The sequence below is a fragment of the Streptomyces aurantiacus genome (genome assembly GCF_027107535.1).
Taxonomy (GTDB): Bacteria; Actinomycetota; Actinomycetes; order Streptomycetales; family Streptomycetaceae; genus Streptomyces.
Genome location: NZ_CP114283.1, coordinates 928,074 through 954,541 on the forward strand (window position 1 = coordinate 928,074; position 26,468 = coordinate 954,541).

The 26,468-nt window shown below is 71.6% G+C and carries 17 protein-coding genes; 7 read left to right on the forward strand and 10 right to left on the reverse strand.

The features are described from left to right. The first annotated feature begins 248 nt into the window (after positions 1 to 248). From O1Q96_RS05910 to O1Q96_RS05920, 3 genes are all read left to right on the forward strand, one after another. Positions 249 to 5,180 carry an NAD-glutamate dehydrogenase gene (locus tag O1Q96_RS05910; protein WP_269247159.1) on the forward strand — a complete coding sequence of 1,644 codons (4,932 nt, stop codon included), beginning with the start codon at positions 249 to 251 and terminating at the stop codon, positions 5,178 to 5,180. 178 nt (positions 5,181 to 5,358) lie between these two features. After that, complete coding sequence (locus O1Q96_RS05915; RefSeq protein WP_269247160.1) at positions 5,359 to 8,226, forward strand: bifunctional glycosyltransferase/CDP-glycerol:glycerophosphate glycerophosphotransferase; 2,868 nt, start codon at positions 5,359 to 5,361, stop codon at positions 8,224 to 8,226. Further along, the gene (locus O1Q96_RS05920) at positions 8,223 to 9,332 is read left to right on the forward strand and encodes a glycosyltransferase (RefSeq protein WP_269247161.1); all 1,110 of its coding nucleotides are present in this window, start codon (positions 8,223 to 8,225) and stop codon (positions 9,330 to 9,332) included. The genes O1Q96_RS05915 and O1Q96_RS05920 overlap by 4 nt, the downstream gene beginning before the upstream one ends. Positions 9,333 to 9,414: 82 nt before the next feature. On the opposite strand, the gene O1Q96_RS05925 is transcribed toward O1Q96_RS05920, so the two are convergent. After that, positions 9,415 to 10,203 (reverse strand): ABC transporter ATP-binding protein, encoded by a 789-nt coding sequence (locus O1Q96_RS05925; RefSeq protein WP_269253494.1) that lies wholly within the window; start codon positions 10,201 to 10,203, stop codon positions 9,415 to 9,417. 127 nt (positions 10,204 to 10,330) lie between these two features. After that, a complete protein-coding gene (locus O1Q96_RS05930; protein WP_269247162.1) occupies positions 10,331 to 11,245 on the reverse strand; it encodes an ABC transporter permease in 915 nt (304 codons plus the stop codon). Positions 11,246 to 11,396: 151 nt separating this feature from the next. On the opposite strand from O1Q96_RS05930, the gene O1Q96_RS05935 reads away from it, so the two are divergent. Beyond that, positions 11,397 to 12,041, forward strand: coding sequence for a TetR/AcrR family transcriptional regulator (locus O1Q96_RS05935; protein ID WP_269247163.1), 645 nt, complete (start codon positions 11,397 to 11,399; stop codon positions 12,039 to 12,041). Between the two features lie 150 nt (positions 12,042 to 12,191). Then, the gene (locus O1Q96_RS05940) at positions 12,192 to 12,413 is read left to right on the forward strand and encodes a hypothetical protein (RefSeq protein WP_055517933.1); all 222 of its coding nucleotides are present in this window, start codon (positions 12,192 to 12,194) and stop codon (positions 12,411 to 12,413) included. Between the two features lie 88 nt (positions 12,414 to 12,501). Here the strand turns inward: O1Q96_RS05940 and galE are convergent, their stop codons facing one another. The 3 genes from galE to O1Q96_RS05955 form a co-directional block, all read right to left on the reverse strand. Continuing rightward, the gene (gene galE / locus O1Q96_RS05945; protein WP_269247164.1) at positions 12,502 to 13,497 is read right to left on the reverse strand and encodes a UDP-glucose 4-epimerase GalE; all 996 of its coding nucleotides are present in this window, start codon (positions 13,495 to 13,497) and stop codon (positions 12,502 to 12,504) included. Between the two features lie 134 nt (positions 13,498 to 13,631). After that, entirely contained in the window at positions 13,632 to 15,272 is a 1,641-nt protein-coding gene (locus tag O1Q96_RS05950; protein ID WP_419587039.1) for a glycosyltransferase, read from the reverse strand. A gap of 44 nt (positions 15,273 to 15,316) precedes the next feature. Beyond that, complete coding sequence (locus O1Q96_RS05955; RefSeq protein WP_269247166.1) at positions 15,317 to 16,606, reverse strand: glycosyltransferase family 87 protein; 1,290 nt, start codon at positions 16,604 to 16,606, stop codon at positions 15,317 to 15,319. 90 nt (positions 16,607 to 16,696) lie between these two features. On the opposite strand from O1Q96_RS05955, the gene O1Q96_RS05960 reads away from it, so the two are divergent. Beyond that, positions 16,697 to 18,415: a glycosyltransferase family 39 protein gene (locus O1Q96_RS05960; RefSeq protein WP_331276029.1), complete on the forward strand. Its 1,719-nt coding sequence runs from the start codon at positions 16,697 to 16,699 to the stop codon at positions 18,413 to 18,415. A 37-nt stretch (positions 18,416 to 18,452) separates the two neighbouring features. Here O1Q96_RS05960 and O1Q96_RS05965 read toward each other — a convergent pair whose 3' ends face one another. Continuing rightward, the gene (locus O1Q96_RS05965) at positions 18,453 to 18,995 is read right to left on the reverse strand and encodes a MarR family winged helix-turn-helix transcriptional regulator (RefSeq protein ID WP_269247167.1); all 543 of its coding nucleotides are present in this window, start codon (positions 18,993 to 18,995) and stop codon (positions 18,453 to 18,455) included. A gap of 127 nt (positions 18,996 to 19,122) precedes the next feature. On the opposite strand from O1Q96_RS05965, the gene O1Q96_RS05970 reads away from it, so the two are divergent. Next, complete coding sequence (locus tag O1Q96_RS05970; RefSeq protein ID WP_269253496.1) at positions 19,123 to 19,536, forward strand: organic hydroperoxide resistance protein; 414 nt, start codon at positions 19,123 to 19,125, stop codon at positions 19,534 to 19,536. Between the two features lie 57 nt (positions 19,537 to 19,593). Here O1Q96_RS05970 and O1Q96_RS05975 read toward each other — a convergent pair whose 3' ends face one another. From O1Q96_RS05975 to O1Q96_RS05990, 4 genes are all read right to left on the reverse strand, one after another. After that, on the reverse strand, positions 19,594 to 20,901 hold the full coding sequence (locus tag O1Q96_RS05975; protein ID WP_269247168.1) for a hypothetical protein: 1,308 nt from the start codon (positions 20,899 to 20,901) through the stop codon (positions 19,594 to 19,596). Beyond that, complete coding sequence (locus O1Q96_RS05980) at positions 20,898 to 23,120, reverse strand: bifunctional glycosyltransferase/CDP-glycerol:glycerophosphate glycerophosphotransferase (RefSeq protein ID WP_269247169.1); 2,223 nt, start codon at positions 23,118 to 23,120, stop codon at positions 20,898 to 20,900. The genes O1Q96_RS05975 and O1Q96_RS05980 overlap by 4 nt, the downstream gene beginning before the upstream one ends. Positions 23,121 to 23,176: 56 nt before the next feature. Beyond that, positions 23,177 to 25,321 (reverse strand): bifunctional glycosyltransferase/CDP-glycerol:glycerophosphate glycerophosphotransferase, encoded by a 2,145-nt coding sequence (locus O1Q96_RS05985; protein ID WP_269247170.1) that lies wholly within the window; start codon positions 25,319 to 25,321, stop codon positions 23,177 to 23,179. 172 nt (positions 25,322 to 25,493) lie between these two features. Continuing rightward, positions 25,494 to 26,435 (reverse strand): class I SAM-dependent methyltransferase, encoded by a 942-nt coding sequence (locus O1Q96_RS05990; RefSeq protein ID WP_269247171.1) that lies wholly within the window; start codon positions 26,433 to 26,435, stop codon positions 25,494 to 25,496. Positions 26,436 to 26,468: the final 33 nt, after the last annotated feature.

Sequence of the window (26,468 nt, forward strand, 5' to 3'; positions counted from 1 at the left end):
CCTGCGCCCGGACCGCACGGACGACATCCGTGACCGGGCGGTCGCTGGTCTTCCCGAGCGGGCAGCCGCGGTACGCGCACCGAGAGCAGCGTCACAGCCTCCGGAGCCGCCGAGAATGGCCGATAACGCCCCGCTCATCTCTCATCGCGGCATAGCGTCGGATCAGACCGGACACCCCGCGTCGCGGCGCTACGTCACTTCACGTTCTACGACGTCACGCAACGGCGCGCGACAGGAGCCAGAGGACAATGCAGACCAAGCTGGACGAAGCAAAGGCCGAGCTGCTCGAAAGGGCCGCCCGGGTAGCTGAGAACAGCCCGGTCGGGGGGCACCTACCGACCGGGAAGACGGACGAGAGCACCCCGGACCGGGACACACTGCTCGCGTTCCTCCAGCGCTACTACCTGCACACCGCCCCGGAGGACCTCACCGACCGCGACCCGGTCGACGTCTTCGGAGCCGCCTTCTCCCACTACCGGCTGGCCGAGAACCGCCCACAGGGCACGGCCAACGTGAGAGTCCACACCCCGACCGTCGAGGAGAACGGCTGGACCTGCAGCCATTCCGTCGTCGAGGTGGTGACCGACGACATGCCCTTCCTCGTCGACTCCGTCACCAACGAGCTGTCCCGACAGGGGCGCGGGATCCACGTCGTCATCCACCCGCAGGTCGTGGTGAGGCGCGATCTCACCGGCAAGCTCATCGAGGTTCTCGGGGACCGGCCCGCCGGCGACCTCCCCCACGACGCCTTCGTCGAGTCCTGGATCCACGTAGAGATCGACCGGGAGACCGACCGCGCCGACCTGAAGCAGATCACCGCGGACCTGCTGCGCGTCCTGTCCGACGTCCGCGAGGCCGTCGAGGACTGGGAGAAGATGCGCGACTCGGCGCTGCGCATCGCCGAGGAACTGCCCAAGGAGCCCACCGCCGACGACATGCGCGACCAGGAGGTGGAGGAGGCCCGCGAACTGCTGCGCTGGCTCGCGGACGACCACTTCACCTTCCTGGGGTACCGCGAGTACGAGCTGCACGACGACGACTCGCTCGGCGCCGTCCCCGGGACCGGGCTCGGCATCCTGCGCTCCGACCCGCAGCACGGCGACGACGAGAGCCACCCGGTCAGCCCGTCCTTCGAGCGGCTGCCCGCCGACGCCCGCGCGAAGGCCCGCGAGCACAAGCTCCTCGTCCTGACCAAGGCGAACAGCCGCGCCACCGTGCACCGGCCGTCCTACCTCGACTACGTCGGCGTGAAGAAGTTCGACGCCGACGGCAACGTCGTCGGGGAGCGGCGCTTCCTCGGTCTGTTCTCCTCCGCCGCCTACACCGAGTCCGTCCGCCGGGTGCCCGTCGTGCGCCGCAAGGTGGCCGAGGTGCTGCGCGGCGCGGGGTTCCTGCCCAACAGCCACGACGGCCGTGACCTCCTCCAGATCCTGGAGACGTACCCGCGCGACGAGCTCTTCCAGACCCCGCCCGACGAGCTGCGGTCGATCGTCACCTCCGTGCTCTACCTCCAGGAGCGGCGGCGGCTGCGCCTCTACCTGCGCCAGGACGAGTACGGGCGCTACTACTCGGCGCTCGTCTACCTGCCGCGCGACCGCTACACCACCGGTGTGCGCCTGCGGATCATCGACATCCTCAAGGAGGAACTGGGCGGCATCAGCGTCGACTTCACCGCCTGGAACACCGAGTCGATCCTCTCCCGGCTGCACTTCGTGGTCCGGGTCCCGCAGGGCACCGAGCTGCCGCAGCTCAGCGACACCGACAAGGAGCGCATCGAGGCGCGGCTCGTCGAGGCCGCCCGCTCCTGGGCCGACGGCTTCGCCGAGGCACTGAACGCGGAGTGCGGTGAGGAGCGCGCCGCCGAGCTGATGCGCCGGTACGGGCACGTCATCCCCGAGGGCTACAAGGCCGACCACAACCCGCGCACCGCGGTCGCCGACCTGGTCCGTCTGGAACAGCTCGGCGACGGCAAGAACTTCGACCTCAGCCTGTACGAGCCGGTCGGCGCCGCCCCCGGCGAGCGCCGCTTCAAGATCTACCGCACCGGGGAGTCGGTCTCCCTCTCCGCCGTCCTGCCGGTCCTCACCCGCCTGGGCGTCGAGGTCACCGACGAGCGTCCGTACGAGCTGCGCTGCTCGGACCGTGCGTCCGCGTGGATCTACGACTTCGGTCTGCGGCTGCCCAAGTCGGGCAGCGGCGCCGGCGACCACCTCGGAGACGACGGACGCGAGCGGTTCCAGGAGGCCTTCGCGGCGACCTGGACCGGGCACGCGGAGAACGACGGCTTCAACTCCCTCGTCCTGAGCGCCGGGCTGAACTGGCGGCAGGCGATGGTGCTGCGCGCCTACGCCAAGTACCTGCGCCAGGCAGGCTCGACGTTCAGCCAGGACTACATGGAGGACACCCTCCGCAGCAACGTCCACACCACCCGGCTGCTCGTCTCGCTCTTCGAGGCCCGCATGTCGCCGGACCGGCAGCGGGCGGGCACGGAACTGACCGACGCCCTCCTGGAGGAGCTGGACGCCGCTCTCGACCAGGTGGCCAGCCTCGACGAGGACCGGATCCTCCGTTCCTTCCTCACCGTCATCAAGGCGACCCTGCGCACGAACTTCTTCCAGGAGGCGGGCGGCGGTGTGCCGCACGACTACGTCTCCATGAAGTTCGACCCCCAGGCCATCCCGGACCTTCCGGCGCCGCGTCCGGCGTTCGAGATCTGGGTGTACTCGCCGCGGGTCGAGGGCGTGCACCTGCGCTTCGGCAAGGTCGCGCGCGGTGGTCTGCGCTGGTCCGACCGGCGTGAGGACTTCCGCACGGAGATCCTCGGGCTCGTCAAGGCGCAGATGGTCAAGAACACCGTCATCGTGCCCGTCGGCGCCAAGGGCGGCTTCGTCGCCAAGCAGCTGCCGGACCCGGCCGTGGACCGCGATGCCTGGATGACCGAGGGCGTGCGCAGCTACAAGACCTTCATCTCGGCGCTGCTCGACATCACCGACAACATGGTGGCCGGCGAGGTCGTGCCGCCCGCCGACGTCGTACGGCACGACGAGGACGACACCTACCTGGTGGTCGCCGCCGACAAGGGCACGGCGACGTTCTCGGACATCGCCAACGGGGTCGCCGAGTCGTACAACTTCTGGCTCGGGGACGCCTTCGCCTCGGGCGGCTCGGCCGGCTACGACCACAAGAAGATGGGCATCACCGCCCGCGGCGCCTGGGAGTCCGTCGAGCGGCACTTCCGGGAGCTGGGCGTCAACACGCAGACCCAGGACTTCACGGTCGTCGGCGTGGGCGACATGAGCGGTGACGTGTTCGGCAACGGAATGCTGCTCTCCGAGCACATCCGCCTGGTCGCCGCCTTCGACCACCGGCACATCTTCATCGACCCGCGCCCGGACGCGGAGACGTCGTACGCCGAGCGCCGCCGGCTCTTCGAGCTGCCGCGTTCCTCCTGGGCCGACTACGACAAGGAGCTGCTGTCGCAGGGCGGCGGCATCTTCCCCCGTACGGCGAAGGCCATTCAGCTCAACAGCCACATCCGCGAGGCCCTGGGCATCGAGGGGAACATCGCCAAGATGACCCCCGCCGACCTGATGCGGGCCATCCTCGGGGCACCGGTGGACCTGCTGTGGAACGGCGGCATCGGTACGTACGTGAAGGCCTCCACCGAGACGCACGCGGATGTCGGCGACAAGGCCAACGACGCCATCCGCGTGGACGGAGCGGACCTGCGGGCCAAGGTCGTCGGTGAGGGCGGCAACCTCGGCCTCACCCAGCTCGGCCGCATCGAGTTCGCGCAGGCCGGCGGCAAGGTCAACACCGACGCCATCGACAACAGCGCGGGCGTGGACACCTCCGACCACGAGGTGAACATCAAGATCCTGCTCAACGCGGTGGTGGCGGACGGCGACATGACCGTCAAGCAGCGCAACAAGCTGCTCGCCGAGATGACCGACGAGGTCGGCTCACTGGTCCTGCGCAACAACTACGCGCAGAACACGGCGCTCGCCAACGCGCTGGCCCAGTCGCCGAGCATGCTCCACGCCCAGCACCGCTACCTGAGGCACCTGGTGCGCGCGGGCCACCTCGACCGGGCGCTGGAGTTCATGCCCACCGAGCGGCAGATCCGGGAGCGGCTGAGCAACGGGCACGGCCTGACCCAGCCGGAGACGGCCGTCCTCCTCGCGTACACGAAGATCACGGTCGCCGACGAGCTGCTGCACACGTCGCTGCCCGACGACGCGTATCTGCGGAGCCTGCTCCACGCGTACTTCCCGACCGCGCTGGGCCGGCAGTTCGCCGAGCAGATCGACAACCACCCGCTGCGCCGCGAGATCGTCACGACCGTGCTGGTCAACGACACGGTCAACGCCGGTGGTACGAGCTTCCTGCACCGGTTGCGCGAGGAGACCGGGGCGTCGCTGGAGGAGATCGTCAGGGCGCAGACCGCGGCCCGCGCGATCTTCAACTTCAGCTCCGTGTGGGACGCGGTCGAGGCGCTGGACAACACGGTCGACGCGGGTGTCCAGACCCGGATCCGGCTGCACTCGCGCCGGCTCGTCGAGCGCGGTACGCGGTGGCTGCTCAACAACCGGCCGCAGCCGGTCCAGCTCGCCGAGACGATCGACTTCTTCCGTGACCGGGTCACGCAGGTCTGGGGCGAGCTGCCCAACCTGCTGCGGGGCGCGGACCTGGAGTGGTACCAGCAGATCTACGACGAGCTGTCCGGGGCCGGGGTGCCCGACGCGCTGGCGCAGCGGGTGGCCGGGTTCTCGTCCGCCTTCCCGACGCTCGACATCGTCGCGGTCGGTGACCGGATGGGCAGGGAGCCGATGGACGTCGCGGAGGTCTACTACGACCTCGGTGACCGGCTGCGGATCACCCAGCTCATGGACCGGATCATCGAGCTGCCGCGGGCGGACCGCTGGCAGTCCATGGCCCGGGCGTCCATCCGGGAGGACCTCTACGCGGCGCACGCGGCGCTCACCGCGGACGTACTGGCCGTGGGCAACGGGACGTCCACGCCCGAGCAGCGGTTCAAGGCGTGGGAGGAGCGCAACGTGGCGATCCTCGCGCGTGCGCGGACGACGCTGGAGGAGATCCGGGGGTCCGAGTCCTTCGACCTGGCGAACCTGTCCGTGGCGATGAGGACCATGCGGACGATGCTGCGGACGCACTCGTAGCCTGCCGCGATGTGAGAAGGGGCGTCCTGTGGGTCGGGGCGCCCCTTTTCGCCGCCCCGACGCCCTTTCGGGCTGAAAGCGCGGCAACCTGCGCAGCTCGTCCGACATCTACCTGAGTGGCACCCAACCGGCCTACATCCCGTACAGGGTCCGACAATGGGCACTTAGGATAAACAGGGTGAACGAGGATCTGGTTCAGGTACCGGACGTATCCGTCGTCGTGATCGTCTACAACGACGAGGCACGGCTCCCCGCTGCCGTGAGCTCCGTGCTGGCGCAGACCCTGCGGAACGTCGAGATCGTGATCGTGGACGACCGGAGCACGGACGGCTCGTACGAGGTGGCGCGAGGGCTGGCCGCTCGGAATCCCGGGCGTGTGCGGGCCTTCCGGCTGGACGAGAACAGCGGAGGCTGCGGCGCGCCCCGCAACCACGGGATCGGCCGGGCCCGGGGGAGGTACGTCCTCTTCCTCGACAGCGACGACGTACTGGAGCGCAACGCCTGCCGGAACATGCTGGAAGCGGCCGAGACGACCGGCGCCGACCTCGTCTCCGGTCTGTGTGTGCGGGTCCACGTGGACTCGCGGAGCCGCAAGGAGGTCAAGTGGTACCCCTGGCTCTACACGCGCACCCGCACCCTGGAGTCGGTCTCCGAGCTGCCCGACCTGCTGGTCTTCGACACCCTGTCGACGAACAAGTGCTATCGCAGGGAGTTCCTGGTCGAGCAGAAGCTCACGTTCCCGGTCGGCATCCACTACGAGGACCTGTTGTTCTCCGCGCAGGCCTACGCCGCCGCCCGCCGGATCACCCTCATCCCGAACCGCGTCTACGACTGGAACGTCACCGACAGGGCCACGACCAAGTCGATCAGCAACCGGCGCGCCGAGATCGCGAACTTCACGCACCGGATGGAGATCCACCGGCGGGTCGACCAGCTCCTCGCCGACAAGGGACTGCCGGAGCTCAAGTTCCACAAGGACGTCAAGTTCCTGAAGCACGACCTGGTGCTGCACCTGCGTGACCTGCCCTTCCGGGACGCCTCCTACCGGGAGGAGTTCGCCGCCGTCGCCCGCGGCTATCTGGAGTCCGTCGACCGTGCCGCGTTCGACGAGGTGGAGCCCATCCACGCCATCTGCGCCTACCTGTTGCAGGAGAGCGACTGGGACAACCTCCTGCCGGCCGTGGACACGCTCACCAACCGCGACAAGATCTCGTCCCCCCTCGTCGAGCGGGACGGCCGCGTCTACTGGTGTGCCGAGCACCTCGACGACGACTTCGCCCGGCACGTGCTCGACGTCACCGACCTCGGCCATCACACCAGGCCCGTCGAGAGGATGTTCCTGCGCAACGTCCTGACCGGATACGAGGAGGCCGCGGGCACGGTCCGGCTGGCAGGGCGCATCACCAACCCTCTCGGCGTCATCGCGCCCGGCGCCCGGCTCACCGGCGAGCTGGAGTTCGGCGCCCGCCGCAGGGGTGTGCGCTTCCAGACCTTCCGCTTTCCCGTGGCCGTACTGCGGCACGAGGGCGAGTTCGTCGCCTGGGAGGCGTCGGCCGGCCTCGCGCGAGGGCTGCGGCCGGTGGGCGTCGTGGACGCCGTGTGGGACGTACGGCTGCACCTCGACGTCGACGGCGTGCGCACCACCACCCGCCTCACCGCCTCGGAGCCCGGCCTGGCCGTCGGGGCGTCGCCCGTCAGGCCCCGGCTCACCCGGCTGGTCGCCGACCGCATCGCACCCGAGGTCTCCTCCCGCGGCCACCTCTCCTTCCGGGTCGTCACCCGCGAGAAGGTGGACGCGCTCGTCGGGCGGGGGGTGCGGGGGGCGCCCGGCAGGCTCGCCAAGTCCGGGTACCGGAAGGCCAGGAAGGCGCGCGCGAGGCTCACCTCCGGTGACACCAAGATCCGGCTCTACCACGAGGTCTTCAGCCGCCTCCCCGTGAAGAAGGGCCTGGTCGTCTTCGAGAGCCACCTGGGCCGGCAGTACAGCGACAGCCCGAAGGCCGTCTACGAGGAGATGCGGCGCCAGGGTCTCGACTTCGAGGCCGTGTGGTCGTACACGGGCAGCCCCGAGGGCTTTCCGCCCGACGCCACGCTCGTACGCCGCTGGTCGCTGCCCTATCTGAAGGCGCTGGCGCGGGCCGAGTTCTGGGTCGACAACCAGAGCTATCCGCTGAAGCTCACCAAGCGCCCGGAGACCACGTACATCCAGACCTGGCACGGTTCGGCGCTCAAGCGGATGGGCTTCGACGAGCCGGAGTGGAAGCTCAGGCCCCGGCCCGAGCAGGCGGAACAGCAGCGCACCCTCGACCGCTTCGACCGGTTCCTGATCCGCTCCGAGCACGATGTGCGCACCCTCGCCCGGGCGTTCCGCCTGAAGGAGAGAACACTGCTGCGGGTGGGCTACCCCCGCAACGACGCGCTCGTGCGGGCCAGGGTCAGGGAGAGGGAGACGGGCCGTCGCGAACGAGGCCCGCTCGCCGCCGAGCTGGGGATCCCCGACGACCGGGAGGTCCTGCTGTACGCGCCCACCTTCCGCCGGCAGGGGAGGGGACAACGGCGGTTCGAACTGCCCTTCGATGTGGAGCGGTTCGCCGACGAGTTCGGCGACCGGTACGTCCTGCTGGTGCGCTCGCACTACCTCAACCACGTGGTGCTCCCGCCGTCCGTGCGCGGGCGCGTCGTCGACGTGTCGGCCCACCACGACGTGACCCCGCTGCTCGCGCTCGCCGACGGGCTCATCACCGACTACTCGTCCGTGATGTTCGACTACGCGCTCCTCGGCCGGCCGATGTTCTTCTTCGCGTACGACTACGAGGAGTACGTGCACGAGGGCCGCGGAACCTACTTCGACCTGCTCGAACGGGCGCCGGGACCGGTCGTGCGCACCGAGGGGGAACTGCGTACCGCCCTCGCCTCCCTCGACGAGCAGACCGCCAAGTACGCGGAGGCCCGGGAGGGCTTCGTGGCGGAGTTCGGCGAGTACGACAAGGGGACGGCCGCCCAGAGCATCGTCGACCAGTTCTTCTTCCGGTGGAGGCGTGGATGACACTCGTGAACGCGGATCCGCAGCGGGACGTCTTCTTCGTCTCCAACAGCGTCGACGAGCTCGGCGGAGTGACCAGCTGGTCGCACCAGATGGCCCGGCTCCTCACCGGACGCGGGCACCGCGTCCATGTCGTCGGCATCACCCCGCCCGGCGTCGCACAGGAACTCGGCGAGGTGCCGTACCCGACGACGACGCTGTACGCCGGACAGCCGCCGCGGGCGGGCCGGGCACGTGAGGCGAGCATCCGTGCGGAGGCCGCGAAGCTGACGGCACTGTTCCGGACGGCACGGCCCGGCGCGGTCGTGATCGTCACGCAGGTGTGGGCCATGGAGTGGGTCGCCCGGGCCGACACGCACGGGCTGACCGTGATCGGGATGAGCCACGAGTCCTTCGTGTACTCCAGGGCGTCCTCGCGCTTCGGGCGGGTGCGCAGGTACTACGCGGACGTCGACCGCATGCTGGCGCTCACCCGCGAGGACGCCGACCTGTGGATCGGGCAGGGCATGAACAACGCCTCGTACCTGCCGAACCCGCTGCCCTTCATGCCCGAGGTGCCGTCGCCGCGCACCGGGAAGGTGGTCGTCAGCATCGGCCGGCTGCACGACCAGAAGGGCATCGACATGCTCCTCGACACCTGGGCGGAGGTCGCGCCGCGCCACCCCGACTGGCGCCTGCGGATCTACGGCTCCGGCGAGGACGAGGAGATCCTGAAGAAGCAGTGCACGGCTCTGGGCCTGGACGACTCCGTCGACTGGATGGGCCGTACGGGCGACGTCCCGGGCGCGCTGCGCGGCGGCTCCGTCTTCGTCCAGTCCTCCCGCGGTGAGGGCTTCCCCCTCGCGCTGATGGAGGCCATGGCGACCGCCGTGCCCTGCGCCGCCTTCGACTGCGCGCCGGGTGTCCACGAGATCGTCCGGGACGGCGAGGACGGCCTGCTCGCCACCCTCGGCAACACCGGCGAACTGGCCCGCCGCCTCGACACGTTGATGTCCGACAAGGAACTGCGGGACAGGATGGGCGAGGCGGCCCGCGTCAACATCCAGCGCTACACGACGACCGAGATCGTGCGCAGGTGGGAGGACCTGTTCGCGTTCCTGGAACGCTGAGACCGGCGCCGCGCCGAAGAGGCGCGGGGAACCGCGCGCCCGGCCCTCACCCGCCCGCAGCCGACAAGCGCCCTTCCGACTCCTACCCCTTCTTCCCCCCACCCCCGGTGAAGGCCTCGTACTCCTTCAGGACGTCCTCCGTGTCCCCGTCCATCCGCAGCTCCCCCCGCTCCAGCCACAGCACCCGGTCGCACGTGTCCCGGATCGACTTGTTGTTGTGGCTCACGAGGAACACCGTGCCCGCGTGCTTGCGCAGCTCCCGGATCCGGGCCTCGGAGCGCTTCTGGAAGGAGCGGTCCCCGGTGGCGAGGGCCTCGTCGATCATCAGCACGTCATGGTCCTTGGCGGCGGCGATGGAGAACCGGAGCCGTGCGGCCATGCCGGACGAGTACGTCCGCATGGGCAGGGTGATGAAGTCGCCCTTCTCGTTGATGCCGGAGAAGTCGACGATCTCCTGGTACCGCTCCCGCACCTGCTCCCGGGACATTCCCATCGCGAGCCCGCCGAGCAGGACGTTGCGCTCGCCGGTCAGGTCGTTCATCAGCGCCGCGTTGACCCCGAGCAGCGAGGGCTGCCCGTCGGTGAAGATCCGGCCGCGCTCGACGGGCAGCAGCCCGGCGACGGCCTTGAGCAGGGTGGACTTGCCCGATCCGTTCGTACCGATCAGCCCGATCGCCTCGCCCCGGTACGCGGTGAACGAAACGGATCGCACGGCGTGCACCTTGCGCACCCCCGCGGCCTGTTCGGTCTTCTTCCCGCGCAGGATGCGGTTGAGCGCGGCGGTGGCGCTGCCGCGCCCCGCCCCGGTGCCGTTGACGCGGTAGACGATGTCGACGCGGTCGGCGACGACGGTGGGAATCCTGTCGCTCACCGTCGGCCGATCGGCCCCTGCCGGTCGCTCGGTGCTTCCGGCGGCCCCGGGGGTCCTGGGGTTCCCGGGGGTCCTGCCGGGCCCGTCGGTCTCGCCGGAACCCCTGATCTCGGTGAACACGCTCTGCTCAGCCACGGCCGTACGTCTCCTCAGCCTTCCAGAAGTAGATGAACCCGCCGACGCCGGCGAGCAGCGCCCAGCCGACCGCGAGCGCCCACACGTGGTGGGGCAGCTGGCCCGCGTGGAACGTGTCGATCAGCGCGAACCGCATGAGGTCGATGTAGACGGCGGCCGGGTTGCACTCCAGGGCCAGCAGCACGACGTGCGGCATGCCCTGGTGGCCGCTGAGCACCCGGTCGATGCTCCACATCACGCCCGAGACGTACATCCAGGTCCGCAGCACGAACGGCATCAGCTGGGCGATGTCCGGGGTCTTCGAGCCCAGTCGGGCCATGACCATCGCCACGCCCGCGTTGAACACGAACTGAAGTGCCAGCGTCGGCAGGGCCAGCAGCCAGGAGGCACTGAGGGGCACGCCGAAGCAGAGCAGGATCACGATCAGCGCGGCCATCGAGAACAGCAGCTGCTGAAGCTGCTGCAGCGCGTACGACACCGGAAGCGCGGCGCGCGGGAAGTGCAGGGCGCGGACGAGGCCGAGGCTGCCGGAGATCGCCCGGGTGCCCGCCATGATCGAGCTCTGGGTGAACGTCCACACGAAGACGCCCGTGACCAGGAACGGGACGTAGTCCGGCACGCCCCGGCTCGTGCCCATGAGGACGCCGAAGATGAAGTAGTAGACCGCCGCGTTCAGCAGGGGAGTGGCCACCTGCCAGACCTGGCCGAGCTTCGCCTGGCTGTACTGGGCGGTGAGCTTGGCCGTCGCGAACGCGGTGATGAAGTGCCGGTGTGCCCACAGGCTGCGGACGTAGGCGGGCAGGGAGGGCCGGGCGCCGCTGATCGTGAGGCCGTACCGGGCGGCGAGTACCGCGGGGTCGTCGGGCGGGGCCGGAGCCGGGGGAGGTGTGTCGAGGACCTGACTCACATCCGCTGCTTTCGCTCGGGGGCGGGAGGGAGGAGGGAGTGTCTTTACCTGGGGATGGGCTCGACTTTACGTCGGGACGGGACCGTATCGTCGCAACGTGAGCGTAGGCCGGTTTCACGTCGGAACGCAACCGTCTCGTCGTGACGCCCCTATGCTGTTCCGCATGACGAACGCCGACGGAGCCGCCGAGAACCCGCAGCAGCCGCGCCGCAGGGCGCCCGCCGGGGCGGCGGTGCTCCGGGAGGACGTCACGGAGGCCATCAGGACGGCCGTCTTCGAGGAGCTCGCGTCCGTCGGGTACGCGCGGATGTCCATCGAGGGGATCGCGCGCCGCGCGGGTGTCGGCAAGACCGCGGTCTACCGCCGGTGGCGGTCCAAGCTGCACCTGGTGCTCGACCTGGTCTCCGCCGTCGCCGTACAGGGACTGCCCGCGCCCGACACCGGCACCCTGGAGGGCGACCTGCGGCTGCTGTACGAGGTCACCTCACGCGCCCTGCGTCACCCTGTCGCCTCGCAGGTCATCCCCGATCTCCAGGCCGAGGCCGCCCGTAACCCGGAGATCGCGGAGGCCATGCGGAAGGCGCTGCGGGAGGGCCAGGAAAGCGTCGCGAGCGGCATCGTCGCCGCCGCTCAGGCCCGCGGCGAGGTCCGGCCGGGGATCGACGGTGAACTGGCCCTCGACGTGATCTCCGGACCGCTCTACTGGCGTGCGGTGGTGATCCGCGGACCGAAGCTGCCCAAGGGACATCTGGAGAGTCTGACGCGGGCCACGGTGGCGGCGCTCAAGGCTTTGTAGGCGGGCGCGGACCGGTGCTCCACGTGCGGGCGACGGGGTCGGCGCCCAGCTCCGGGCACCTCTCGGAGGGCGCCGTGCCCCTGTAGCGTCCGGATCGTTGTCATCCACGCCTCACCCTCAGGGCCTTCGGGGGCGCATACTGGAATCACGATGACGAAGCCATCCGCGCCCCGGCGCCACCTGTCCACCAGTCCCTTCAAAGCTCCGGTTGTCCCGGTCGCCAAGCACTTCGCCCTCGGCGACCGTGTGACGCACGACCAGTTCGGCCTGGGCAGGATTGTCGGCGTCGAGGAGGGCATCGCGATGCTCGTCGACTTCGGCTCCCGCCAGGCCCGTATCGTCAGCCCCTACACCCGTATGGACAAGCTCTGACGGGACCCGTCCGAGCACTCTCGCCGCGGCCCAGGACCACGTCCGGCCCGCGGCGAGTGCGTTTTCGGGAGCCTGTACGGGCTCCTGACTAGTCCTGCCGCCGGGCCTGCGGATGCAGCCGCACCCAGCCCTCCCAGGCCGACGTGATCATGTCGTCGAGGCCGTACTTCGCCTTCCAGGCGAGCTCCGCGGCGATGCGGTCGGCGCCCGCGACCACCCGGGCGGGGTCACCGGGCCGGCGGGGAGCGACCATCGGCGCGAGGGTGTGGCCGGTGATCTCGTTGATCCGGTCGATCATCCGGCGGACCGAGACTCCCTCGCCACGGCCGATGTTCAGGGTCAGGTCGGTGCCGGGGGCCGCGGCGAGACGGCGGGCGGCCGCCACATGGGCCTCCGCCAGGTCGACGACGTGGATGTAGTCGCGCACGCACGTGCCGTCCGGGGTCGCGTAGTCGTCGCCGAAGATCCGCGGGGGCTCGCCCGCCGTGAGCTTCTCGAAGACCATCGGCACGAGGTTGAAGACGCCCACGTCGGCCAGTTCCGGGGCCGCCGCCCCCGCCACGTTGAAGTAGCGCAGGGAGGCCGTCGACAGGCCGTGCGCGCGGCCCGTGGCACGGACCAGCCACTCGCCGGCGAGCTTGGTCTCGCCGTACGGGCTCATCGGCACACAGGGCGTCTCCTCGGTCACGAGGGCCCCTTCTCGCGCGGCGGACGGCATGCCGTACACCGCCGCGGAGGACGAGAACACGAAGGACGGCACCGCAGCGGCCGTGACCGCCCGGAGCAGCACCCGCAGCCCCTCGACGTTCTCGCGGTAGTAGTGCAGCGGCAGTTCCACCGACTCGCCCACCTGCTTCTTCGCCGCCAGGTGCACGACACCGGTGACTGCGTGGTCCCCGATCGCCCGGGCCACCCGCTCCCCGTCCAGGGTCGAACCGACGACGAGCGGCACCCCGTCCGGGACGCGCTCGGCGATCCCGGTGGACAGGTCGTCGTACACCACGGCCCGTTCGCCCGCCTCGGTCATCGCGCGGACGACGTGCGCCCCGATGTATCCGGCGCCGCCGGTGATCAGCCAGGTCATCTACGCCCGTCCCCTCGTATGTCCTCGTGATGCGGATGTGGATGCGGATTGCGGATCGGTGGTCGCGTACCGGTTCGTGTACGCGGGCGCGTCCCGGAAGGCGCCCGGCACGCGTGCGCGTGCCGGTGGTCGTATCAGTGAAGCAAACGCCTCACCCTGCGGCCCAGCACGGCCGCCACGCCCCGCAGGCCCGGCGCGATCCGCAGGGCGAGCGAGCCCGCACGGGTCGCGTACGGCTGGAGGAGCAGCACGCCGTGCCGGCCGCTCGGCACGACCGACCGGCGCAGCAGCCCCGGGCCCGCGCTCGCGTGCGCGGTGGTCTCACGGACCGTGCCGTCGTGGAAGCGCAGGCGCAGCCGCAGGTCCCAGGTGCCGGAGCCGAGCGCCGCGAGGTCGACCGGCGTCTCGGCCGTCCAGGAACCGGGACCGGGACCGGAGCCTTCGTCGGCGGGACCGGTGGCGTCCGGCAGGAACTCCGCGGTGAGGGCGAGCCCGGCCGTCCCGTCCCGCCGGCTCACGAACTCGGCTTCGACGGACGCGGGCGCCGCGTCCGCCATCCGCCCGTACAGCTCGTGCAGACGCAGTCGCAGCCGGGTGCCACGCGCGCGTGGCCGCAGTTCCGCGTCGACCGCCACAGGAAGGAGGTGCACAGGCCGGAACAGCAGGTGTTCCAGCGTGACGCGCGGCAGACCGGCCGACCAGACCGGCGTCCCGTCCGCGGCCCGCGCGTACGGCGGCCGCAGCCGGGCCGGGCGGGCCGCGACCTCCTTCACCCGGGTCAGGTCGCACGGCTTCTCGGAGGCCAGCACCACCTGCGCGATCACCCTCCCGGGCGCCGGGGCGAGCGCGAAGTCACCCGCGTCGAACGTCGCCAGGTAGGCGCGTGTGAGGGCCCACCACTCACGCCGGTACCCGGGGCCGCGCAGATCCAGCTCGCGCGCGTACATCCGCAGCGCATGGTCGAGGAACCTCGCCCGCGACGCCCGGGCCAGCCGCTTCTCACCGGCGCCCAGGAGGGTGTCGTACGCCAGGGCGTGCGCGGTGATCCTGGCCCGCCAGTTGTCCACGCCCGACCTGTCCAGCGAGATCGACAGCCGCTCGGCGCTGCGGCGCACGTGCCAGACGTACACCCTGTCCGGAATCAGCGCCATGCGCGGACCGGCGGCGAGCACGCGCGCGGTGAAGACGAAGTCCTCGTACGGGAAGCGCCCCTCGGGGAAGCGGATGCCGTGCTCGCGCAGGAAGGCGGTGCGGTACAGCTTGTTGACGCACAGCGTGTCGTGGACGAGACGGGTGCGCCGCGACGGGACGGTCACCAGGGCGGTCCTGGCGTACAGCTCGGGCTGCCAGGGGACCTCACGGCCGGACGGCAGTTCGCGGCGCACGCACAGGCCGGCCGCGACCTCGGCTCCCCGCCCGGCGGCCGCGTCCAGAAGCGCGTCCACCGCGCCGGGCGGCAGCACGTCGTCGCTGTCCAGGAACATCACGTACGGAGCGGTGGTGGCGTCGATCCCGTCGTTGCGCGGGCTGCCGCAGCCGCCGCTGTTGACCTTGCGGCGGACGACCCTGAGGCGCGGCTCGTCGAGCGCGAGGCGGTCCAGGAGGTCCGCGCTCCCGTCGGCCGAGCAGTCGTCCACGGCGATCACCTCGCGGACCGAGGCTCCCTGCGCGAGCGCCGAGCGCACCGCCTCCGTCACGTGGGCGGCGTCGTCGTACCCGATGACGACGACGCACACCTGCGACTGGCGGGAGGGTCCGGCTGGCACGGCTCGCATGGCTTCCATGGGGCGGAATAGTAGGTACTGAGAGTAATTTTCCGTTAAGAGGCGCTTACTGTCTCATGGGGAAGATGGTGGGAATTGTGCGAGGGTTCCGTGCCCTCGGGCCGAATGGCGGCGGGCGGGGCCGCGGCCGTCCACAGGCGGTGGAAGGAGAGCGCGGCGGCCGTCACCAGCAGGCCGTTGCGGACGAGCATCAGCGTGGAGCCCGTCCAGGTGCAGGCCACGACGTCGTCGTACAGGACGGGGTACGCGAGGGCGCTGACCGCGGTGGCGGCCGTGATCAGCGCGGCCACCGGACGCTGGGTGGTGTGCCGGGAGGTCAGGCACACGGCGGCCAGGCCGATCAGCCACACCATGTACTGGGGGCTGATCACCCGGCTCGTCACGGTGAACAGGAGCACGGCGCTGAGCGCGGCGTCGTACGGGGTCGCCGGCGTCCAGCGCCGCGCGCGCAGCCGCCACAGCAGCAGGCCGCCGAAGGCGACGACGGTGAGCGCGAGCGAGGCCGCGGCGATCGAGGTGACGTACGGTCCGGTGAACTCCATCGCGCCGTACCGGTAGCCCACGCGCCCCGGCCAGCCCGCGTGGCGCGCGAAGGACAGGACCGTGCCGCCGAGCGACTCGATCTGCACGCCCCGGCCGCCCTGCTGGCGCAGGAAGTCGAAGGGGTCGCGGAAGAGGGTGGCGAGAGCGAGCAGCAGCACGCCCGCGGTCACCGCGGCCGACGTCCAGGCCTCCTTCGTCGTACGCCCCCTGGGGGTGCCGATCAGGGCCAGCGCGGGCCACACCTTCACGAGGGCGCCCAGCGCGGCGAACACCCCGCACGCGCGCGTGGAGCGCGACAGCGTCAACAGGGAGATGACCGCGAGGGCGGTGACCTGTACGTCGTAGCGGGCGAGGGGGATGTGCAGAAGGAGCGGCAGGACCGCGGTCCACAGCGCCGCGCCGCGCAGGCTGCGGCCCGTGCGGGTCCCCGCGCGCGTGAGGGCGACGGTGACCAGGAGGTCGGTGGCCAGGGTGAGGACCACGAACGCCTGGAAGTACGTCAGCCCCGGCAGCAGCCCCGGGGACAGCAGGACGGGGCCCGCGCCCGGCGGGTACTGCCACAGCCGGTCGCCCGCCGGGAACGTGCCGTCGGCGAGGACGCCGTACCAGCGGGCGTACAGGTCGTGCACCTCGCGCGCGACGCCGCCGACGCCGAGAGGGGCTCGGCCGTCCTGGAGGAGCAGCCACAGCATCAGGACGCGGGTGGCCGTCCAGGCGGCGGCGAGGGGGAGCAGGCGGGGCATCGTCCGGGAGGCGGTCCGGAGCTTCATCCAGGGCTTCATCGAGGGGATCGTAAGCCGCACTGATGCCTATAGCGTCTGATGACGAGTCAATCACTAACAAAGGTTTGCTAATAGCACAAAATCGGGTGCATGGCCGTCAAGTGTCCGCAGGTCGTCGTTCCAGCCTCCGCCCCCGCGCCCGCCTCCTCCGCCTCCTCCGCTTCCTCCGGTCCGTCCGCTCCCTTCACGGTCGCCTCCGCCTCCGCCGTCGCCGTGCTCGTGCCCGTGCTCGTCATGTTCGGGATCGGTCTGTGGGGGATCGACCGCGGGGGGATGTGGCGCGACGAGGCGGTCACCTTCCAGGTGGCGCGGCGCTCGCTGCCGCAGATCTGGCATCTGCTGCACTCCGTGGACGCGGTGCACGGCCTCTACTACCTCCTCATGCACCCCGTGCTCGCCGTCCACGCCGACGAAATCGCCCTGCGCCTCCCGTCGCTCTGCGCGGCCGCCGTGACGGCGGGTCTCGTCGCGGCCCTGGGGACACGGCTCGCCCGCCCGAGGGTCGGACTGTGGGCGGGTCTGCTGTACGCGGTGACACCCATGGTCGGGCACTTCGCGCAGGAGGGCCGGTCGTACGCCCTGGTCGCCGCCGGGGCCGCGGGGTCGACCCTGCTGCTCGTGCGGGCGGTGCACGCTGCCGGCAGCGGCGGGCCACGCGCGCGCGTGCCCGCCTGGTGCGCGTACGGAGGGGCCGTCGCCGTCACCGTCCTGCTCCACGAGCTGGCCGTCCTGATCCTGCTCGCGCACGCCGCCACGCTGGCCCTCGCGCGGATGCCCCGCCGCGTGTGGCGGGGCTGGGCACGCGCCGCCGGGGCCGTGCTCCTCGTGCTGCTCCCGCTCGCGCTGGTCTCCAGCGGCCAGGCGGGTCAGGTCGCCTGGCTCAGACCGCCCGGCGGCGACACGGTCGAGAGCCTCCTGCGCGCCTTCACGGGGCCGACCCAGCCGGTCCTCGGCCCGTACCTGCTGCTGATCGCCCTCGCCCTCGCCCTGCGCGCCCCGCTCACCCGCCGCGGCGAACTCTCCCTCCCCGCGGTCGCCCTCCCGCTGCTGCTCCTCCCGCCCGCGACCCTCCTCGCGGTGTCGCGCCACTGGCCGCTCTACGACGACCGGTACGTGCTGTACGCGCTCGCGGGGGCGCCACTCCTGGCGGCGGCGGGAGCGGACCGCCTGCTCGGCGCGGCTGCCCGCCTGCGCCTCCCGGCACGGCACCTGCGGGCCCCGGCCGACGCCGAGGGTGCCGCCCCGGGCCCCGCACGAGACGACCGCACGGCCCCCGCACGAGACGCGGCCCCGGCCCTCCCGCGGGCCTTCCGGGCGCGGTACGGCGCCGCGCTCCTCGGTGTGGTGGCCGTCGTTCTCGCCTTCGTGTCGCAGGTTTCCGTCCTGCGTGAGGACCGGGACCCCGACCGTCGCCCCGACAACCTCGCCGCCGTCTCCGCCGCGGCCGCCCAGCGGATGAGCCCCGGCGACCCCGTGCTCTTCCTCCCGGCGATCGGCAGGCGCGCGGCGGTGGCGTACCCGAAGGGCTTCCAGGGCACGCGGGACGTCGCGCTGCGGGAGCCCGGGCCCGTCTCCGGAACCCTCTACGGGCGCGAGACCGGCCCCGGCGAACTGCGCCGCAGACTCGACGGGCTCGACCGCCTGTGGGTGGTCGCCGAGCCCTACGCCCTGAGGCCGTCCTGGCATCCGGCGGAGCCGGCCGAGCAGGTCAAACTCGCCGTGGTGGGCGAGGAGTTCGTGCCGCGCGCGGAGTTCGTGCGCAAGGGGTCGGTCCTGCGGCTGTACGTGCGCCGGCCCCCGGCCACGTGAGACGCGCGGGCGAGGTCACGGCCACCCGGCGACGTGATCACCCGCAGCCCGGCGTCTCCTCCAGGTCCGCCGAGTCCAGCGCGCCCGTGAGCTTGTCGAGGCGGGTCCGCAGTTCGAGGATCTCGGCCAGGTCGAAGCCGGTCGCGGCGGCGATCCGGCGCGGCACGCGCAGGGCCTGCTCGCGCAGGGCCGCGCCCTCGTCCGTGAGGCCGACCACCACGGACCGCTCGTCCCGGGCGCTGCGCTCGCGCCGTACGAGACCGGCCGCCTCCAGCCGCTTCAGCAGGGGCGACAGCGTCCCGGAGTCGAGCCGCAGGTGCTCGCCCACCTGCTTCACGGGCAATTCGCCGTGCTCCCACAGCACGAGCATGACCAGGTACTGGGGGTAGGTGAGCCCCAGGTCCTTGAGGACGACGCGGTACACACCGCCGAAGGCGCGCGAGGCGGCGTTCAGGGAGAAGCAGATCTGCTGGTCGAGGCGGAGGAAGTCCTCATCGCGTACGGAGCCGCTCGCGGCGGGGCCGGAGGATGCGGTCGCCGGGCCGCAGACGGCGGGGTCGGATGCGGGCGTCGTGGTCATGTCTCCAGAGTACCTCCAGCGCGCCATTTAGTTGTGCACAATTTAATTGTGTGCTCTACTTGGGGTCGTGCGGGGGGCCGGACCAAGGCCCGCCGACACGACTTCGACTTTGAGAGGGATGGTTTCCATGGACGCGCTCTACACCGCAGTCGCCACCGCCACCCACGGCCGCGAGGGCCGGGCCTACAGCTCCGACGGGCGGCTCGACCTGCAGCTGGGCATACCGGCGGAGATGGGCGGCAACGGTCAGGGCACGAACCCCGAGCAGCTGTTCGCCGCCGGTTACTCCGCCTGTTTCGCCAGTGCGCTCGGACTGGTGGGGCGTGCGGCGAAGGTCGACGTCAGCGAGGCCGCCGTGACCGCCGAGGTCGGCATCGGCAAGCAGGGGGAGGGCTTCGCCCTCGCCGTCACGCTGCGGGTGGAGCTGCCCGAGTCGGTGGACGTCGAGACCGGTCGCAAGCTGGTCGACCAGGCACACCAGGTGTGCCCCTACTCCAACGCGACCCGCGGCAACATCCCGGTCGAGATCGTCGTCGAGTAGTTCTTCTCGCCCTCGGGCGCCGGACGGGCCGGAAGGTGTCGGCCCGTCCGCGGATGCTCAGCCTCGGCGCCGCCTGAGGAGCGGGGCTGCGAGGGCGGAGCCCCCGGTGGGGGCGGGAAGGGCGAGGGCAGGGGCCCGCTCCGGCGTCCGCCCGCCGACGTGCTCCGCCAGGAGCAGCGGCAGCCCCACCACCGGCACCAGCCACACCATCACCATCAGCCGGTCGATGGCGATGTCGGGATGCGCGGCGATGCTCAGCACCCCGGTCCCCGCGGCGCCGAGAAGCAGCACCCCGAAGGCGGGCCGCTGCCGAAGCGCGCCCCACCCGCCGGCCGCGACCAGTACCAGGAACAGCGGTTCGGCCAGCTGCCGCCGCAGCCACTCCGTCCAGAAGTTGACCTCCAGATGGAGGAACTCCCGCCAGGGGCGCTCCCGGTCGGGCCGGACGAAGTGATCGGTCAGAAGGTCCTGGAGACTGTCCGACTCCGACGGATAGCGCAGCAGCCGGGCGAGCAGGACCGTCCCCACGGCCGCCCCCAGAGTCACCTTGAGCAGCGTCCGCACGGCGTCCCCCGCCGGCCGTCCCGCCCTCCTGCGGTGGAGGCCGACCAGGCAGAGCGCCCCGGCGAGACACACCGACAGGAACAGCGCCTGCGAGTGCTTCACCGTGAAGAGCAGCGCCAGCGACACCGCCACCGGAGCCCCGCCGGACCGCCCGCGCAGCACCAGCGCGCACCCCCACAGCACCGCCAGGGTCAGCGCCATCATGGTGCCCTCGGCCATGGGCCGCATCGCGGTCGCACCCGTCGGCAGCACGTAGTACAGCGCCTGCCCGGTCAGCGCGGCACCCACCGGAGCGCCCACCGTCCGCAGGACGAGGAACACCAGCACGCCGCCGGCCGCCGCGACGCACACCCCCGCCGCCCACAGCCCCCACGTCACCCCGAGCAGGGTCACGAACGGCATGAGCAGCAGCGGGTACCCGGGCCGCACCTCGAAGATCCGCATGAACCGCTCGCTCATGAACGGCGCGGTCCAGCCGGACGTCTGCCCCGCGTCGAGGCGCCGCCCCACCTTCCACTCGTAGTAGCCCCGGCACTGCGCCCGCACCTTCGGCCCCGGATCGGGAGCACGGAAGCGCCGGACGTCCACACTGTGGTTCCGGGAGGCCGTCTCGCCCCGGCTCGCGCACAGGTACGCGATGCTCCGCCCCGCCGCCTCCGTCTTGTCCGCGCCGCCCAGACTCAGCGCGTACGACAGGTAGTTGCGGCTGTCGGGCGAGTCGCGCCCGGTGACGTTGGCGAGCTGGAGGCAGCCGAACAGCGCGGCGAGGAACAGCACCCACGCGGCGGGGCGAGCCCTCATGAGCGGGTCAGGGCGTCGCTCGGGGCGCCGGGCGCGGGAACCCTGGGCAGCGCCATGTCCTCGCCCAGCATCAACGTCCGTACGACCCGCTCCGCGGCCCGCCCGTCGTCGTACCCGCCGAACCGCGAACGGAAGTCCGCCCGCAGCCGTGCCGACTCCTCGTCCCGCCACGCGCCCGACGCGAACAGCCGCGCCAGCTCGTCCTCGTCACGGGTGACATGGCCCGGCGGCCGCTCGGTGACGTCGAAGTACGTGCCGCGCCCGGCGAGATACGTGTCCAGGTCGTAGGTGTGCAGGACGATCGGCCGGTCGAGGTGCGCGTAGTCGAACACCAGCGACGAGTAGTCGGTGATGAGCGCGTCGGAGGCGAGCAGCAGATCCTCCACCCGCGGCTCGTCCGTGACGTCCAGCACGAGACCGCGCCCGGCCAGGTCCCGCAGCCCGAGACCGCGTTCGTGGTGCTGGGCCAGCGACGGATGCAGCCGGACCGCCAGGACGTGGTCGCCGGGCAGGCCGGCCACCAGCCGCTCCAGGTCGCAGGTCGGCGCGTAACCGCCCTGGCGGTGGTCGCGGTTGGTCGGCGCGTACAGGATCAGGGTGCTGTCGTCCGGGACGCCCAGCCGCCCGCGTACGGACTCCCGCCGGCCCTGCTCCGGCACGACCAGGCAGTCGTTGCGCGGGCTGCCCGAGGGCAGGGACGTGAAGTCGCAGGGGTAGGCGCGGTCCCAGACCTGCTCCGAGTACGCGTCGGCGGCCAGGCTGTAGTCCCAGCGGTCGGCCCGCAGCAGCATCTTCGGGACACTGAAACCGCGCCGCGCACCGGGGTACTTCAGCAGATCCGCGCCCATCGACTTCAGCGGGGTGCCCTGGTGGGTCTGGATGTGGACGGCGCCCTCGCGTTTCACCAGGTCGTTCGCCCAGTTGACGTTGTTGACCAGGTACGTGGCGCGCGCCGTCACCCTGCGGTACGCCCGGCTGCCCGGCAGGACGTGCTCGACATCCGGCGGCAGCGTGTCCACGTACTCCTTCCCGACCACCCACACGCCCCGGATGTGCGGGGCGATCTCCCGGGCCTTGCGGTGGATCGCCGCCGGGTCGCCGAGGACACCCCGGTGCGAGAAGGCCGAGTACACCGCCAGGTTCGGGTCGAGCCCCCGCCGCAGGACCAGGCGCCGGTGCAGCGCGAGCAGCACCCTGCGCAGCCGTCGGCGCCACACCCGGTAACGCCTGCGCAGTCCGGCACGCTTCACGGCGGCGGCGCGGTGCAGCCCGTAGAGGGCGTAGGGGGCCCGGGCGAGGAGCGTGAAGGACGTCCGCGGGATGTGCGCGCCGAGCCGGTGACCGCTCGGGCGGTACACCCGCAGGTCCTGCGCCGCCCGCCGGTGGAACTCGGGCCGGGACGCCGGCGGTACGCGGTCCTGCTGGCGGAGGATGAACAGGTAGTGGTCCGCCATGTGGTCGTAGAGGAAACCACGCCACCGCTCCAGCTCCGGCCGTTCCTCGACGAACCGGAACAGCCGCTCGTACTGGGCGAACACCTCGAAGTGCTCCCGGCTCGGCGTGCGCATCGCGTTGCCCTGGCGGCGCTGCCGGTAGTACACGCAGACCCGGTCGACGAGCGTGATCGTGCGGGCCGTCCACAGCGTCTGGTAGACGATCACCGCGTCCTCGTAGAAGCCGGTGGGGAAGGCGAAGCCGCCCTCGCGGAAGAAGTCGAGGCGGTACGCCTTGTTCCAGACGACCGTGAACAGGTCGAGCAGGTCGGGGCGTTCGGCGACCGTGAACACCTCCGGTCCCGGCGCCTCGAACACCGCCGCGTCCCGGTTGCGCTTCACCGCGCCGTACCAGTGCGTGCGCGCGTAGTCGAACAGGACGATGTCCGGCCGGGAGGTCGCGTCGATGCGCTCGGCGATCGCCCGCAGCGTGCCCGGTGTGTAGCTGTCGTCGCTGTCGAGGAACAGCAGGTACTCGCCCCGCGCCAGCTTCGCGCCGTGGTTGCGGGCCGGGCCGATACCGCCGTTGACGGGGAGATGGACCGGCACGACCCGCTCGTCGCGGGCCGCGAACTCGTCGATGATCGCCGGACTCCCGTCCGGGGAGCGGTCGTCGACGACGATCAGCTCGAGGTCGCCGTACGACTGGCCGAGGACCGACTCCAGACAGGTGCGCAGGTAGCCCTGCACGTTGTGGACGGGCACGACGATGCTGAAGCGGGGCATGGCACTTCCAGGTCCGGGAACTTGCTGGTCTGTGGCTGTCGGAGGACGTGACGGCATCAGTGCGCCGGCGTACGGGGGCGCGACACGGCCGCGGCCGGCACGGGCAGGCGCTCCCGCAGCGGGATCAGCGGCGGCAGCTCCTCCTCGGGCTGCCCGAGCAGCACCCGCCGTACGACCCGTTCGGCGGCCCGCCCGTCGTCGAACGCGCAGAACCGCTCACGGAAGCGGGCCCGCAGCCCGGCGGACCGCTCGTCCGCCCACTCTCCCGACGTGAGGACCCGGAGCAACTCGTCCTGGGTACGGGCGACATGGCCCGGAGGCTCGGCGAGCAGGTCGAAGTAGACGCCCCGGGTGTCCCGGTAGACGTCCCAGTCGTCGGCGTACGTGACGATCGGCCGGTCGAGGTTGGCGTAGTCGAACATGATGGACGAGTAGTCCGTGATCAGCGCGTCCGAGGCCAGACAGACGTCCTCGGTCTCCCGCAGCGACGTCACGTCGATCAACCGCCCGTCCGCCACGGCCTGTCGCAGATCGGCGTTGCCGTCGAGGAAGTAGTGCGCCCGCAACAGCACCACGAACTCCTCCCCGAGCTCCGCGCAGAACCGCGCCAGGTCGAACTGCGCGGAGATGTCACGCGGATAGTCCCGGTAGGTCGGCGCGTACAGCAGCGCCACCCGGTCCGCGGGGATGCCGAGCCGCTCGCGGATCGCGGCGACCTCACCGGGTTCCGCCGTGTAGAAGCGGTCGTTGCGCGGATAGCCGTACTCCAGGTGCGTGAAGGCGCTGGGGTAGGCACCCGACCAGACCTCCGTGGAGTGCGCGTTGGAGGACAGGGAGTGGTCCCAGCGGTCCACGCGCTGCATCAGCCGGCCGAAGCTCCCCGTGGCCGCCGCGACGGCCCGGTACTCGATCTGGTCGACGCCCATCCGCTTCAGCGGCGTCCCGTGATGCGTCTGGACGTGCACGGTGCCGGGCCGCTTGCGCACGGCCGTCTCGAAGTTGACGTTGTTGAACGTGTACTTCGCCCGGGCCATCACCTGCCAGTACCGCCTGCTGCCGATCACCACGCTCTCCACGTCCTCGGGCATGTGCGGCAGTTCCCTCTCCTTCACCAGGAACACCGACCGGATGTGCGGGGCGAGTTCACGTGCCGTGCGGTGGACGGCCGCCGGGTTGCAGGCGTAGCCGCGGCCCCAGTAGGCGGCGAAGACGGCGAGGTTCTCGTCCAGCGGCCTGCGCAGGTGCCACGCGTAGGTGAGGGCCCGGCGCCACCGCGACGTGGTGCGGGCCGCGTACGCCCGCGCCCGCGCCGTCTGTCCGCCGAGAGCCACGAGCGTGCGGAACGCCGTGGACGCACCGCGCCGGAGCAACCGGTTCCGCACACCCGGGGTGCGGTGACCCGCCGGGCGGTGGCGCCGGTGGAGCCTGCCCGTACGGCGGAAGAAGGCCCTGTCGCGGGGGTTGCCGGCCGCGCAGTCGAGGACCTCGGCGAAGAGCTGCCCGAAGAGGGCGCGCAGCCGGTCCTCGGGGAGTCCCTGTGCGGCGGCCCGGTCCAGGACCAGCTCGACCTGGTCGAGGAGCTCCGCCTGCAGGCGGGGCGGCGTACCACCGCTCCGCCTGCGCTCGGTACGCCGTACGCAGACCGTGTCCAGCACCTCGGTCCGCCCGGCCGCGAGCGCCACCAGCCCGGCCCAGCCGAGGTCCGTTCGGCGTCCCTCGGGGAAGGCGAGCCCGTGCTCGCGGAGGAAGGCGCGGCGGTAGGCCGTGGCCCACACCGGCAGCCGTACGTCGGTGGGGTCCGCGTCCTCGAACAGCTCCGGCTCGGGCTCGCCCTCCCACCACGGGACGCGTTCGTGGCCGAGGCGCAGTACGTCGGCCTCGCCCCCGGCCTCGCGGGCCTCCCGCAGCCGCGCGTCCGTCACGGCGAGCGCCCCCGGCGTCAGCGCGTCCCCCGCCTCCAGAAACAGCAGGTACGTTCCCGCGGCCGCCCGCAGCCCCGCGTCGCGTGAACCGGTGACGAGGACGACCCGGGGGTCCCGCCCGGCGTACTCGGCGGCGACCGTGCCCGCCGGGGAACCGGGGGTCCCGCAGGCCGCGATCAGCTCGAAGTCGGTGAAGGACTGGGCGAGGACCGCGTCGAGAGCCGTGGGGAGCCGCCCCGCGACGTCCTGGACGGTGACGATGATGCTGAAGCGGGGCATGTGGTGTGGTGCTCTTTCTGTCTGTGCTGGGTGGTGCTGCCGTCCCGGCGGGGCGACCGGCCCCGCCGGGACGACAGCACGTGCGGCTTGGAGCGGACTGGTCGCGCACGCGGCGAACCTGCGTGTGCCGAAGCCCCGCGTCCCCGGAGGAACGCTCCTGCCGCCGGCGGCGTCAGTCCTTGCGGCGGCGCCTCACCAGCGCCCTCGTGACGATCGGCGGGAGCAGGTCCTTGGCGAGCTTGCGGGCACGGCGGGGGCGGGCGGCGGGACGGGCGGGAGCGGGCCGGGACGACGCCGCACGCTGGACCGGCACGGCCGGCCGGGCGGACGCGGCGGACGCGGGCGGTTCCTCGGCCGCGTACCGGGAGACCGGATGCTTCGGCTCGGTCGCCTTCCTGCCGTCGATGCGGATCATTCCGTGCCCCGCGACCTGCTGCACCTCGTGCCACATGTCGTCACGGGCCGCCAGCCACTCCAGCAGCGCGTCGCGCAGCGGCTCCGGATCGCCCCAGGTGCCGTAGAACTTCGTGCCGGTCACGCATATGGGGTGCAGGCCGAGCGTGGCCACCGCCCCCCAGGTGGCGCAGGCGACACCCGGGCAGTGCTCGGCGCGGTAGTCGTCCAGCACGACCACGCCGTCGGGCAGGAGGATGTCCCGCACGGCCTCGATGTCCCCGTGCACGTGCTCGTACAGGTGCGAGGCGTCGATGTGCGCGAAACGGCAGCTGTTGTCCGCGACCCGGTCGGCGACCACCGACGTCGGAGCCTGGACGACCTCGGGCAGCCTCTCGTGGAACGCCGAGAAGTTGGCCTCGAAGGCACGCCGGGTGAGCGTCGAGTACGACTTGTTCATCTCCTTCAGGTTGGCCGCGTCCTGAGCCTCCGAGTCGAAGAGGTCGCACACCGTGAAGGCGTCCTCGTCGCGCCGGTACGAGGCCATGAAGATCGCGCTCTTGCCCATGTACGCGCCGAGTTCGAGCAGGTCGCCCTGCTGCGCGCGGTCCAGCTGCCCGGAGAGAAACCAGTCGAACAACTGCTGGTCGACGGCACGGAACCAGCCCTTGACCTCCGACAGGGCCTTGGGACGGGGCAGTTCGGTGGTGCTGGAAGTCATGAGTACTCCGTAAAACGGGGTCTGTGGATTTCC

What these genes read in the sequence shown, in the direction of transcription:
- O1Q96_RS05950 (WP_419587039.1), bottom strand. Translation starts at nt 15,272, where the DNA reads ATGCGAGCCGTGCCAGCCGGACCCTCCCGCCAGTCGCAGGTGTGCGTC.
- O1Q96_RS05980 (WP_269247169.1), bottom strand. Translation starts at nt 23,120, where the DNA reads ATGCCCCGCTTCAGCATCGTCGTGCCCGTCCACAACGTGCAGGGCTAC.
- O1Q96_RS05960 (WP_331276029.1), top strand. Translation starts at nt 16,697, where the DNA reads ATGGCCGTCAAGTGTCCGCAGGTCGTCGTTCCAGCCTCCGCCCCCGCG.
- O1Q96_RS05990 (WP_269247171.1), bottom strand. Translation starts at nt 26,435, where the DNA reads ATGACTTCCAGCACCACCGAACTGCCCCGTCCCAAGGCCCTGTCGGAG.
- O1Q96_RS05970 (WP_269253496.1), top strand. Translation starts at nt 19,123, where the DNA reads ATGGACGCGCTCTACACCGCAGTCGCCACCGCCACCCACGGCCGCGAG.
- O1Q96_RS05975 (WP_269247168.1), bottom strand. Translation starts at nt 20,901, where the DNA reads ATGAGGGCTCGCCCCGCCGCGTGGGTGCTGTTCCTCGCCGCGCTGTTC.
- O1Q96_RS05935 (WP_269247163.1), top strand. Translation starts at nt 11,397, where the DNA reads ATGCTGTTCCGCATGACGAACGCCGACGGAGCCGCCGAGAACCCGCAG.
- O1Q96_RS05985 (WP_269247170.1), bottom strand. Translation starts at nt 25,321, where the DNA reads ATGCCCCGCTTCAGCATCATCGTCACCGTCCAGGACGTCGCGGGGCGG.
- O1Q96_RS05920 (WP_269247161.1), top strand. Translation starts at nt 8,223, where the DNA reads ATGACACTCGTGAACGCGGATCCGCAGCGGGACGTCTTCTTCGTCTCC.
- O1Q96_RS05910 (WP_269247159.1), top strand. Translation starts at nt 249, where the DNA reads ATGCAGACCAAGCTGGACGAAGCAAAGGCCGAGCTGCTCGAAAGGGCC.
- galE (WP_269247164.1), bottom strand. Translation starts at nt 13,497, where the DNA reads ATGACCTGGCTGATCACCGGCGGCGCCGGATACATCGGGGCGCACGTC.
- O1Q96_RS05965 (WP_269247167.1), bottom strand. Translation starts at nt 18,995, where the DNA reads ATGACCACGACGCCCGCATCCGACCCCGCCGTCTGCGGCCCGGCGACC.
- O1Q96_RS05955 (WP_269247166.1), bottom strand. Translation starts at nt 16,606, where the DNA reads ATGAAGCCCTGGATGAAGCTCCGGACCGCCTCCCGGACGATGCCCCGC.
- O1Q96_RS05940 (WP_055517933.1), top strand. Translation starts at nt 12,192, where the DNA reads ATGACGAAGCCATCCGCGCCCCGGCGCCACCTGTCCACCAGTCCCTTC.